The organism is Amorphoplanes friuliensis DSM 7358 (genome assembly GCF_000494755.1).
Taxonomy (GTDB): Bacteria; Actinomycetota; Actinomycetes; order Mycobacteriales; family Micromonosporaceae; genus Actinoplanes; species Actinoplanes friuliensis.
Genome location: NC_022657.1, coordinates 713,452 through 724,484 on the forward strand (window position 1 = coordinate 713,452; position 11,033 = coordinate 724,484).

The 11,033-nt window shown below is 67.8% G+C and carries 11 protein-coding genes; 4 read left to right on the plus strand and 7 right to left on the minus strand.

Annotated features, from left to right (window positions below):
• Positions 1–2: 2 nt before the first annotated feature.
• Together AFR_RS03265 and AFR_RS03270 are read left to right on the plus strand one after the other, a co-directional pair.
• Positions 3–1,034, plus strand: coding sequence for an ABC transporter permease (locus AFR_RS03265; protein WP_023357876.1), 1,032 nt, complete (start codon positions 3–5; stop codon positions 1,032–1,034).
• The gene (locus AFR_RS03270; RefSeq protein WP_023357877.1) at positions 1,031–1,804 is read left to right on the plus strand and encodes an ATP-binding cassette domain-containing protein; all 774 of its coding nucleotides are present in this window, start codon (positions 1,031–1,033) and stop codon (positions 1,802–1,804) included. The genes AFR_RS03265 and AFR_RS03270 overlap by 4 nt, the downstream gene beginning before the upstream one ends.
• Positions 1,805–1,856: 52 nt before the next feature.
• Here the strand turns inward: AFR_RS03270 and AFR_RS03275 are convergent, their stop codons facing one another.
• Positions 1,857–2,675 carry a helix-turn-helix domain-containing protein gene (locus AFR_RS03275; RefSeq protein WP_238547231.1) on the minus strand — a complete coding sequence of 273 codons (819 nt, stop codon included), beginning with the start codon at positions 2,673–2,675 and terminating at the stop codon, positions 1,857–1,859.
• A gap of 175 nt (positions 2,676–2,850) precedes the next feature.
• On the opposite strand from AFR_RS03275, the gene AFR_RS03280 reads away from it, so the two are divergent.
• Positions 2,851–3,609, plus strand: coding sequence for a nuclear transport factor 2 family protein (locus AFR_RS03280; RefSeq protein WP_023357879.1), 759 nt, complete (start codon positions 2,851–2,853; stop codon positions 3,607–3,609).
• 55 nt (positions 3,610–3,664) lie between these two features.
• Here AFR_RS03280 and rhaI read toward each other — a convergent pair whose 3' ends face one another.
• The 6 genes from rhaI to AFR_RS03310 are packed head-to-tail and all read right to left on the minus strand — an operon-like array spanning position 3,665 to position 9,798.
• Positions 3,665–4,831, minus strand: coding sequence for an L-rhamnose isomerase (gene rhaI / locus AFR_RS03285; protein WP_023357880.1), 1,167 nt, complete (start codon positions 4,829–4,831; stop codon positions 3,665–3,667).
• A gap of 5 nt (positions 4,832–4,836) precedes the next feature.
• Positions 4,837–5,169 carry an L-rhamnose mutarotase gene (locus AFR_RS03290; RefSeq protein ID WP_023357881.1) on the minus strand — a complete coding sequence of 111 codons (333 nt, stop codon included), beginning with the start codon at positions 5,167–5,169 and terminating at the stop codon, positions 4,837–4,839.
• 5 nt (positions 5,170–5,174) lie between these two features.
• Entirely contained in the window at positions 5,175–6,248 is a 1,074-nt protein-coding gene (rhaS, locus tag AFR_RS03295) for a rhamnose ABC transporter substrate-binding protein (RefSeq protein ID WP_023357882.1), read from the minus strand.
• A gap of 25 nt (positions 6,249–6,273) precedes the next feature.
• Positions 6,274–7,263, minus strand: coding sequence for an ABC transporter permease (locus AFR_RS03300; RefSeq protein ID WP_023357883.1), 990 nt, complete (start codon positions 7,261–7,263; stop codon positions 6,274–6,276).
• Complete coding sequence (locus tag AFR_RS03305; protein WP_023357884.1) at positions 7,256–8,278, minus strand: ABC transporter permease; 1,023 nt, start codon at positions 8,276–8,278, stop codon at positions 7,256–7,258. Before AFR_RS03305 ends, AFR_RS03300 begins: the two co-directional genes overlap by 8 nt.
• Entirely contained in the window at positions 8,275–9,798 is a 1,524-nt protein-coding gene (locus AFR_RS03310) for a sugar ABC transporter ATP-binding protein (RefSeq protein ID WP_023357885.1), read from the minus strand. Before AFR_RS03310 ends, AFR_RS03305 begins: the two co-directional genes overlap by 4 nt.
• 138 nt (positions 9,799–9,936) lie before the next feature.
• On the opposite strand from AFR_RS03310, the gene AFR_RS03315 reads away from it, so the two are divergent.
• Positions 9,937–11,001 (plus strand): LacI family DNA-binding transcriptional regulator, encoded by a 1,065-nt coding sequence (locus tag AFR_RS03315; protein ID WP_052359315.1) that lies wholly within the window; start codon positions 9,937–9,939, stop codon positions 10,999–11,001.
• Positions 11,002–11,033 lie beyond the last annotated feature (32 nt).

Below are 11,033 nucleotides of genomic sequence, written 5' to 3' on the forward strand. Positions count from 1 at the left end.
CGATGACAACAACCGCCACCAAAGAGCCTTCGCCGCAGGAGTTCGACGTCCGGCGCAACGACTCCCTCGGCCTGCGCCTGCAGCATCTGCTGCACGGCAATCCGACCTTGGGCCCGCTGGCCGTCCTGATCGTCGCGATCATCGCCTTCTCGATCGCCAACCAGCGTTTCTTCTCCGCCGCCAACCTGTCCCTGGTGCTCGCCCAGGTCACCGTCATCGCGGTCCTGGCCCTCGGTCAGACGCTGATCATCCTCACCGCCGGCATCGACCTGTCGGTGGGCGCGGTGGCCGTGTTCTCGTCGATCCTGATGGCCAGCTTCGCCACCAAGATCGGCGTACCGGGCCTGCTCGCCCTGATCCTCGGCCTGATCTGCGGCACGGCGATGGGTGCGCTCAACGGTTTCCTGGTGACCCGGATCAAACTGCCCCCGTTCATCGTCACCTTGGGCACCCTGAGCATCTTCTTCTCCCTGAACGCCGTGGTGTCCAACAGCGAGACCATCCGCGGCTCCGACATGCCGGGCATCATGACCTGGACCGGCACGACGATCCCCATCGGCGGCTTCCGCCTCACCTACGGCTCGATCATCATGCTGCTGCTGTTCGCGTTCTTCTTCTACGCGCTCGGCTCCACCGCCTGGGGCAAACACGTCTACGCCACCGGTGACGACATCGAGTCGGCGCGCCTGGCCGGCATCCGCACCAACCGGGTCCTCTTCTCGGTGTACACCGTCGCCGGTCTCCTCTACGCGGTAGGCGCCTGGATCCTCATCGGCCGCCTGGCCTCGGCCAGCCCGAACGTCGGCGTCGACTACAACCTCGACTCCATCACCGCAGTGGTGCTCGGCGGCACCAGCCTCTTCGGCGGCCGCGGCGGCGTCCTGGGCACTCTCATCGGCGCCCTCATCGTCGGCGTCTTCCGCAACGGCCTGCAACTCGCCGGCGTCGAAGTCGTCTGGCAGGGCTTCGCCATCGGCCTGCTCGTCCTGGTCGCGGTCTCCCTCGACCAATGGATCAGGAAGGTGAAGACGTGACAACACCGGTCCTCGAGGCCCGCGGCCTCACCAAGAGATACGGTCGCGTGACCGCCATCGAAAGCGGCGACCTGGAGCTCTATCCAGGCGAGATCCTCGCCGTCATCGGTGACAACGGCGCCGGCAAATCCAGCCTCATCAAAGCTCTGTCCGGAGCTGTCGTCCCGGACAGCGGCGAAATCTACCTCGACGGCGAACGTGTCAACTTCCGCAACCCCATGGACGCCCGGGCTGCCGGAATCGAAACGGTGTACCAGACGCTCGCCGTCGCCCCCGGCCTCGACATCGCCGACAACCTCTTCCTGGGCCGCGAAGAACGCAAACCCGGAGTCCTGGGCAAAGTCTTCCGCCTCCTGGACAAAGGACACATGCGCTCCGAAGCCAAACGGCACATGAGCGAGCTGGGCGTCGCCACCCTCCAGAACATCAACCAGGCGGTGGAATCCCTGTCCGGTGGTCAAAGGCAGGCGGTGGCGGTGGCTCGCTCAGCCGCCTTCGGCAGCAAGGTCGTCATCCTCGACGAACCCACAGCCGCCCTGGGCGTCAAGGAGGGAAACCGAGTCCTCCAACTCATCAGAGACGTCCGGGACAAAGGCCTACCGGTCATCCTGATCAGCCACAACATGCCGCACGTCTTCGAGGTCGCGGACAGGATCCACATCCAACGGCTCGGACGACGAGCAACAGTCATCACACCGAAGAGCCACTCCATGTCAGAGGCCGTAGCCATCATGACGGGAGCAGCAGAACCACCACCCCACGCAGCCTGAGAAAAGGAAGAGGGCCGCTGCCGATGGCAGCGGCCCTCGCCCTGCGCCGGTGTCATGACAGGTCGGGTGGCGTGCTGGTCCGCATGGCCGCACGAAAGGCGATCGGGGTGGTGCCGGTGCGCTGGTGGAAGTACTTGCTGAAGTTGGTCGCGCTGGTGAAGCCGAGCCGGGCGGCGATCTGTGCGGCAGTGTCGTCGCTGTGGGCGAGCAGCCGCCGGGCTTGCAGCACAACGCGGCGGTCGATGAATTCCTTGGCGTTGACGCCGGCGGCGGCCTGGGTGGCGCGTGAGAGGGTGCGAGCGGAGTAGCCGAGGGTGTGCGCGTAGTCCTGCAGCCGGCGGGTGCGGGTGAAGTCGCGTTCGACGGCGTCGCGCAACCGCAGAAACGTGTCGCTGGGTTCAGGGGCGGGGCTGCCGGGTGGGGCTCCGAGGTGGGCCAGACGCAGAACAAGAACGGCGAGCAGGTGCCGCAGCACCGCCTGGCGCACCTCCAGCGGCAACCGCCCGGGGCTGGTGAAGGCGCGGCTGAGGTGCTCGGCCGCGTCGGTCAGCCGGTCCTCATCGTCGTCGGCGGCTTCGCGCAGGACCGGGGCGTGCGGGTCGTCGAGGCGGGCGGCCGTGCCGCTGCCGGGGTCGAGGAAGTCCGGTTGGAAGAGCACCAGCGTGCCGTCGACGTCGTCGAGCCGACCCCATTGCTGGACCTGGCCGGGGCGCACCCACAGCCACCTGCCCGGACTCAGGCTGTATTCGGTGAAGTCGACGGTGTGCCACAGCGTGCCGCGGCTGACGGTGATCAGGTGATGAAACGTCGGGCGTTGTGGTCTGCCCAGCCCGTCGTTCCCGACGCGTGCGTGCAGCTGCGCGAGCGTCATGACCTCCACGCCGGCCGGTGTGCCGGCGGGCGCAGCAAATCCCAGTTCGGGGATACCGTCGGCAGCGTGTCGGTTTTTGACCATCACAGGTCGCCAGCGTACCCGGCTGAACCCGTTTCCGGCCCATACCTTGGTCTCAACAGCACAGGCAACCACGAAGAAAGAGGCACCCGTCATGACTGCCAAGGACGTCGTTCTGAGCGCCGCCGGACAGCTGTTCGGCGACAAGGACCCCTCGGCCGTCGACCGTTGGGTCGGCCCGGCCTACGTGCAGCACAGCAGCCTGGCCGCTGATGGCCCCGAAGGTCTGCGGCAGCTCGTGCAGAATCTGCCCGCCGGGTTCCGCTACGACCTGCACCGCGTCATCGCCGACGGCGACCTGGTGGCCCTGCACGGCACCTACCACGGCTTCGGCCCGGACCCGCTTGTCGCGTTCGACATCTTCCGTGTCGCCGACGGCAAACTGGCCGAGCACTGGGACGCGCTGACGCCGCAGGTCGACAAGACCGTTTCCGGCCGCTCGCAGACCGACGGTGCCACCGAGGTCACCGACCTCGACGCCACCGACGCCAACCGTGACCTGGTCGTCGGGTTCGTCGAGACCGTGCTCAAGGGCGGCAAGGTCGACACGATCACCGACTACCTCAGCGCCGAGAAGTACTGGCAGCACAACACCGGCATCGGCGACAACCTCGACGGTCTCGGCGCCGCGCTCGGCGCGCTGGCCGAGCAGGGCGTCAGCATGGTCTACGACACCGTGCACAAGGTCGTCGCCGAGGGCGACTTCGTGCTGACCGTCTCCGAGGGCCGCTTCGGCGTCACCCCGACCGCGTTCTACGACCTGTTCCGGGTCGAGAACGGCAAGATCGTTGAGCACTGGGACATCACCCCCGAGATCAAGGGCGATCTACCGCACAGCAACGGCCTGTTCTGAGACGCTCACGCCGGGACCCGCACCCACGGGTCCCGGCACCGGCCGCTTGCTTCCGCTACGCGCCCCAGCCGGCTTGCTCTCCGCCGACCCGGTCCTTCACGATTTGCTCCTGGTAGCCGCTCTCGCGATAAGCCTTGATGGGGTTCGGGTCCAGGCCCGCATCTGCTCTGACCTCGCCGAGCAGTGGCCGGACGTCCGTGTTGTAAGCGTCCATGATGACGGCGTTGGCTTCCAGGACGTCGCCGTCGTTCTGGGCCTTGGTCAACGCCTCGCGGTCGACCAGCAGGGCTTTGGCGGTCGCTTCCTGGATGTTCATCACCGAGCGAATGATGGCCGGGATCTTCGCCTCGATGTTGTGGCACTGGTCGAGCATGAAGTTGATGCCGTAGGCCGGGTCCAAGGCACCGCCACGCACGATCTCGTACATGATTCTGAAGAGCTGGAACGGGTCTGCGGCGCCGGCCATGAGGTCGTCGTCCGCGTAGAAGCGGCTGTTGAAGTCGAACGCGCCGAGTTTCTTCTGGCGAAGCAGGAACGCCACGATGAACTCGATGTTCGTGCCGGGCGCGTGGTGACCCGTGTCGATGCAGACCGTGGCTTTCTCGCCGAGTTCGATGCAGTGGGCGTACGAGGTGCCCCAGTCCGGGATGTCCGTGGCGTAGAAGGCCGGTTCGAAGAGCTTGTATTCCAGGAGAATGCGCTGGTTGTCGCCGAGCCGGTCGTAGGTTTCGCGCAGCGCGGCCGCGAGGCGGTCCTGGCGGTTGCGGAGGTCGTCCTGGCCCGGGTAGTTGATGCCGTCGGAGAACCACAGTTTGAGGTCCTGGGAGCCGGTCGCGTCCATGATGTCGACGGCTTCGAGGAGGTGGTCCGTGGCCTTGCGGCGGATTCCCGGGTCGGGGTTGGTGACCGAGCCGAGTTTGTAGTCGTCGTCCTGGAAGACGTTGGTGTTGATGGCGCCGATCCCGACACCGACGGAGGCCGCGTATTCGCCCAGGGCCGCGTAGTCGTCGACCTTGTCCCACGGGATGTGGAGCGCGACCGTCGGTGCGATGCCCGTGTACTTGTGGACGGTTGCCGCGTCGGCGATCTTCTCTTCCGGGGTGCGGGGGACGCCCGCCTGGGCGAAGACCTTGAACCGGGTGCCGGAGTTGCCGAAAGCCCACGACGGGGTCTCGATGCGCTGTGCGGCGAGAGCCCGTTTGACGGCGGCCAGGTCAGCCATGTGGATCACTTACCTTCTGTGTCTTCGTCTTCGGAGAGGTGGAAGACCTCGGTGAGCAGGGGGAAACCCTCTTCGGGAGTGGTGCCGGCGAAGAAGGGGGCCATCTCAGCCTGCCAGCGGGCGTTCACGTCGGTGGCGTCCATCGCGGCCCGGGACGCGTCGAGGTTGTCGGCTTCGACGTAGCCGATCAGGAGGCCGTCGGGGCGCAGGAACAAGGAGTAGTTGCGCCAGCCGGTGGCCCGCAATGCTGACTGCATCTCGGGCCACACGGCCTGGTGCCGCTCCACGTACTCCGCAATCCGGTCCTCGCGGACTTGGAGGTGGAAGCAGTAGCGCATGGCTGTCAGAAGTTGAACTGGTCGATGTTCTCGGCGGTGAACTCGGTCGGCGGGCCGAGGACGATCTCACCGGCGGCGCCGACGGTGTACGGGCCGAGCTTGCCGGCGGTGAATTTCTCGCCTTCCTTGCCGGTGATCTGACCCGAGGCCAGAGCGGCACCGGCGTACGCGGCGAGGTAGCCGATGTCGGCCGGGTTCCACAGCGCGAACTTCTTCACGGTGCCGTCCTTGACGTACTCGCGCATCTGGTTCGGCAGGCCCAGACCGGTAATGGCGACCTTGCCCTTATAGTTCGAGGAGCTGACGTAGCGCGAGGCGGCGGCGATGCCCACCGTGGTCGGCGAGACGATGACCTTCAGGTTCGGGTACGACTGCAGCAGACCCTGGGCCTCCTGGAACGACTTCTGGTCGTCGTCGTTGCCGTACGCGGTCTTGACCAGCTTGAGCTTGGAGTTCTCCGGCTTGGCCAGTTCGGTCTTCATGACCTCGATCCAGGCGTTCTGGTTCGTGGCGTTCGGGGTGGCCGACAGGATCGCGATCTCACCTTCACCACCGGCGAGCTCGCTGGCCATCTTGACCAGGCTCTCGCCGATGCCCTGGGTGGTGGCCTGGTTGATGAAGACGTCGCGGCAGTCCTTGGAGGCGTCCGAGTCGAACGCGACGATCTTGATGCCGGCCTGGCGGGCCTGGTTCAGCGACGGGCAGACCGCGTTCGGGTCGTTGGCGGCGATGCCGATGACGTCCTGCTGCTGCTGGATGAGCGTGTTGATGTAGCTGACCTGCGACGACGCGCTGGCATCGTTCGGGCCGACCAGTTTGTACTCGCCCTTCAGCTCGCCGGCGGCAACCTTGCCACCACCGACCTCCACGTCGGTGTACGGGTTGTTCAGCTGCTTCGGCAGGAAGGCGATCTTCAGGCCTTCCTTGAGCTTCGCGTTCGGGTCGGCGGCACCGGACTGCGCGGCGGCGGGACCCGAGTCGGAGGCGCTGTCCTTGGTGGTGCCGCCACAAGCAGCGATACCAAGAACCAGCAGTGATGCGGCGCTTGCCGAGAGTAGGCGTCGGTGGGTGCGAAGCATGGCGAGCTCCTATACGAGGGGAAGGTCAAACAGTGGCGGCGCGGCGGAGTCTCCGCCTTTGCCAGGTACTGCGGATCGAGGTGGCGATGTTGGGCAGGAGCACGGAGAGCACGAGCAGGGCGCCGGTGACGATGTTCAGCGCCTGACCCGACACGTCCTGCAGACGCAGTGCGTTCTGGAGTGCGGCGAGCAGGACCACGCCGGCGAGGACACCCGGGAGGCTGCCCTTGCCGCCGAAGATGGAGACACCACCGAGCAGGACCGCGGCGACCACGGCCAGCTCGAGTCCGGCACCGTTGTCGGCGCGGGCGCTGGAGTAGCGCAGCGTCCACAGCACACCGACCAGTCCGGCGACCGCGCCACTGACCACGTACAGCCAGAACTTGGTGCGGGCGACGCGGATGCCGGAGAAGTGGGCGGCCTCGGCGTTCGCACCGATCGCGTACAGGGAACGGCCGAACGGGGTCGCGTGCAGGACCACCCCGAAGATCACCGCGAGGGCGACGATCAGGATGAGGACGTTCGGGATCGAGCCGCCACCGATGGTCCCCGTGACCCAGCCGGTGTAGTTGAACGGGAAGTCGGCGACTGCGCCGTCACCGAGGACGACCAGCGCGAGGCCGCGGTACAGGGCGAGCGTGCCGATCGTGACAGCCAGCGAGGGCAGGCCGAGGCCGGTGACGAGGAAGCCGTTCAGGGCACCGAGCACCGCGCCGGCGATGATGCAGATCGGGATGATCGACTCGATGGAGAGGCCCTGGTTCCACAGCCAGCCCATGATCGAGCTGGCCAGGCCCAGGGTGCTCGCCACCGACAGGTCGATCTCGCCGGTCACGATGATGAAGGTCATCGGCAGGGCGACCAGCAGGATCGGCATCAGGTCGAGCACCAGGAAGGTGAAGTTGCGGCTGGTCCCGAAGTTCGGCACACCCAGCGACGCGATCACCAGCACCACGACGGTGAGCGCGATGATGATGGTGTCCCAGCCGGCCAGCTTCCGCTTCAGCTCAGACATGCGAGTCCTTCTTCCGCAGTGACCGGGCGATCCGGACCGCGACCAGGCGGTCCGCGCAGATGGCCAGAATGATCAGGGCGCCGACGATCGCCTGCTGCCAGAACTGGTTGATGTCGAGGACGGTCAGGGCGCTGCCGATCACGGTCAGGAGCAGGGCGCCGAGACCGGCACCCCAGACCGTGCCGCTGCCACCGAAGACCGCGACCCCGCCGACAACCACCGCGGCGACGACGTTCAGCTCGTACCCGGTGCCGGCGGCCGCGTCGACCGTGCCGAACCGGGCGGCGAAGAGGACACCGGCCAGGCCCGCGAGCGCCCCGCTGACGATGAACGCACCCAGCAGGTTGCGGCTGACCTTGATGCCGGCCAGCTCGGCGGCCTGCGGGCTGGAACCCATCGCGTACAGCTCGCGGCCGACGCGGTAGTTGCGCATCACCAGGGAGACTCCGCCGACGACGATCAGGGCGATCAGCACCAGCCACGGGATCTTCAGGAACGAGGCGTTGGCGAACTGCAGGAAGTGCCGCGGCAGCTCGTCGGCGTTGACCTGCTGGCCACCCGCCCACGAGTAGGTCAGACCGCGGAAGATGTACATCGTGCCGAGCGTGACCACCAGCGCGGGCACCCGGCCGTACCGGACGAGGACACCGTTGAGCAGGCCCGCGGCGCCGCCGACAGCCAGGCCGACCAGCAGGGCGACGACCATCGGCAGGCCGGGGTTCGCGCTCATCATCGTGGCCACGGTGAACGCGCTCAGGCCGAGGACCGAGCCGACCGACAGGTCGATGTTGCGCGTGATGACCACCACGGCCTGACCGGCGGCCATCACTGCGATGATCGCCGTGTTGAGCAGGATGTCGCGGACGCTCTGGCCGGAGAGGAACCGCGGGTTGCTGATCGCCGTGTAGGCGACCAGGACCGCGAGGGCCACCACGATGCCGAGCTCGCGGGTCTTCAGCACACCGCCCAGCGAGAACTGCGGCCGTTTCGGCTTCGACGCGACTGCCGTGGTCATGCTGCCACCTGTCCCATGGCCGCGTACATGACGGACTCCTCCGTGGCTTCGTCTCGGGTGAGCTGGGCGGCGATGTGACCCTCGCGCAGCACGATGATCCGGTCGGCCATGCCCAGCACCTCGGGCAGCTCGGACGAGACCATCACGACCGCGAGGCCCCGGGCGGCCAGCGACGACATCAGCCGGTGGACCTCGGCCTTGGTGCCGACGTCGATGCCCCGGGTGGGCTCGTCGACGATGAGCAGTTTCGGGCTGGTGGCCAGCCATTTGGCCAGCACGACCTTCTGCTGGTTGCCACCCGACAGCGTGCCGACCGGGTCGGAGAGGCGGCCCAGTTTGGTGTGCAGCTGCTCGGTCCAGCTGCGGGCCTCCTGCCGCTCGGAACCGCCGAAGAGCAGGCCGAGCTTGGCCAGTGCGCGGCTGCGCGGGAGGGTCACGTTGCGTTCGACGGACAACTCCATGATCAGGCCCTGCTGGCGGCGGTCCTCGGGGACCAGGCCCATGCCCGCGGCCATGGCGGCCCGCGGCGAGCCGGCCTTGAGCCGCTTGCCGAGGAACTTCACCGAGCCGGTGTCGTACCTGTCGACGCCGAACACCGCCTGCATGACCTCGCTGCGACCGGCGCCGACCAGGCCGGCCAGCGCGACGATCTCGCCCGCCTTGACGGTGAAGCTGATGTCGCGGAAGACGCCCTCGCGGCCCAGGCCCTCCACCTCGAGGACGGTCTCGCCGATCGTGGCGTCCTGCTTGGGGAAGAGCGCGCTCAGGTCGCGGCCGACCATCCGCCGGATCATGTCGTCGACGCTGAGGTCGGCGACGAGCTCGGTGCAGACGTGCTTGCCGTCCCGCATGATCGTGACCCGCTGACAGAGGGCGGTGATCTCCTCGAAGCGGTGCGAGATGAACATGATCGCGGCGCCCTCGTCGCGCAGCGCCCGGGTGACCGTGAAGAGCCGCTCGACCTCGACACCGCTGAGGGCGGCGGTGGGCTCATCCATGATCAGGATGCGCGCTTCGCTGGAGAGGGCCTTGGCGATCTCGACGAGCTGCTGGTCGGCGATCGACAGGCCGCGGGCCGGGCGGTCCGGGTCGATGTGCACACCGAGCCGGGCGAAGAGCCGCGCCGCGTTGGTGTGCATCGCCCGCCGGTCGATCTGCCGGAGCCGGGTCAGTGGCTGGTTGCCCATCGCGATGTTCTCGGCGACCGAGAGGTCGGGGAAGAGCGTCGGTTCCTGGTAGATGACGGCGATGCCGGCGGCCTTCGCATCGGCCGGGCCGGTGAACTCGGTCGCCGTGCCGTTGACCGCGAGCGTCCCGGTGTCGGGGCGGTGCACGCCGGCGAGCATCTTGACGATCGTCGACTTGCCGGCACCGTTCTCGCCGACGAGCGCGTGGGCCTCACCTGCGTACAGCGGGAAGCTGACTCCCTGCACGGCCGCCACGGCGCCGAAGGACTTGCTCACCTCGCGCACTTCCAGCAGGGCCGGGCCGGCCGACGACTTGTCGGGCGCTGCCGCCACGGGCCACCTCCGCAGTGATGTCGTTGAAATGTTTCATACGCCGTGTGACGAACGTAGGTGGCCCCGATCACACGTGTCAAGCACTGGACGGAAACGAACGAGAAACATGGGCCCGGTACGGGAAGCAGGTGCCGTACGATGTCGCTTCAACGTTTCAAAGGGGGAGCCGTGGTCAACGGCAGGACACCGTCCGTCAAGGACGTCGCCCGTTCGGCCGGGGTTTCCCTGGGCACGGTCTCGAATGTCATGAACCGCCCCGAGGTGGTCAGCCCGTCGACGCGCGAACGGGTCGAGCGGGCCATGGCCGAGCTCGGCTTCGTGCGGAACGAGTCCGCCCGCCAGCTGCGCGCCGGCACCAGCCGCAGCCTCGCCTACGTGATGCTCGACGGCAGCAACCCGTTCTTCCACGACGTCGCGCAGGGCATCGAGCTCGCCGCCGAGGACGCCGACCTGTCGCTGTTCATCTGCAACAGCAACAGCCGCGCCGAGCGCGAGGAGGTCCACCTCGACCGCCTGATGCAGCAGCGGGTGCAGGGCATCCTGATCACGCCGGTCAACCCGGAAGCCGCTCATCTCGGGGAGATCAGCCGCCGCGGCATCCCCGTCGTCATAGTCGACCGGGTCGGTGTCGGTGGCGCGTTCTGCTCGGTGGCGGTCGACGATGTGCTGGGTGGGCGCATCGCGGTCGAACATCTGGCCGAGCAGGGGCACACCCGCGTCGCCGTCGTCGGCGGGCCGGAGTCGATCGGTCAGGTGCGCGAACGGGTCGAGGGCGCCCGGCAGATCTGGGCCGAGCTCGGCCTGCCGCCCGAGGATCTGACCTATCTGCCGACGGCCGCGCTGACGGTCGCCGAGGGACGTTCGGCGGGGGAGCGGCTGGCCGGCATCCCGGCCCGGCGCCGGCCGACCGCCGCGTTCTGCGCGAACGACCTGCTCGCGCTCGGACTGCTCCAGCAGAGCATCGGCGCCGGTCTCCGGGTGCCGGAGGAGCTGGCCATCGTCGGTTTCGACGACATCGAATTCGCCGCCGCGGCCGCGGTCCCGCTGACCTCGGTGCGTCAGCCGCGGCAGGAGCTGGGGCGTGCCGCCGCGCAGCTGGTGCTGGACGAGGCGACCAATCCCGACCACGAGCACCAGCAGCTGAGCTTCGTCCCGGAGCTGGTCGCGCGGGCCTCCACGGTCGTCCGTTCCCGGGCCTACTGACAACGTTTCAGAAGCCGGTGGATCCGGCCCGA

Coding starts and splice junctions, on each gene's coding strand:
- AFR_RS03290 (WP_023357881.1), bottom strand. CDS start 5,169: ATGCGCTACTGCTTCCACCTCCAAGTCCGCGAGGACCGGATTGCGGAG.
- AFR_RS03300 (WP_023357883.1), bottom strand. CDS start 7,263: ATGTCTGAGCTGAAGCGGAAGCTGGCCGGCTGGGACACCATCATCATC.
- AFR_RS03275 (WP_238547231.1), bottom strand. CDS start 2,675: ATGACGCTCGCGCAGCTGCACGCACGCGTCGGGAACGACGGGCTGGGC.
- rhaS (WP_023357882.1), bottom strand. CDS start 6,248: ATGCTTCGCACCCACCGACGCCTACTCTCGGCAAGCGCCGCATCACTG.
- rhaI (WP_023357880.1), bottom strand. CDS start 4,831: ATGGCTGACCTGGCCGCCGTCAAACGGGCTCTCGCCGCACAGCGCATC.
- AFR_RS03315 (WP_052359315.1), top strand. CDS start 9,937: ATGTCGCTTCAACGTTTCAAAGGGGGAGCCGTGGTCAACGGCAGGACA.
- AFR_RS03280 (WP_023357879.1), top strand. CDS start 2,851: ATGACTGCCAAGGACGTCGTTCTGAGCGCCGCCGGACAGCTGTTCGGC.
- AFR_RS03265 (WP_023357876.1), top strand. CDS start 3: ATGACAACAACCGCCACCAAAGAGCCTTCGCCGCAGGAGTTCGACGTC.
- AFR_RS03305 (WP_023357884.1), bottom strand. CDS start 8,278: ATGACCACGGCAGTCGCGTCGAAGCCGAAACGGCCGCAGTTCTCGCTG.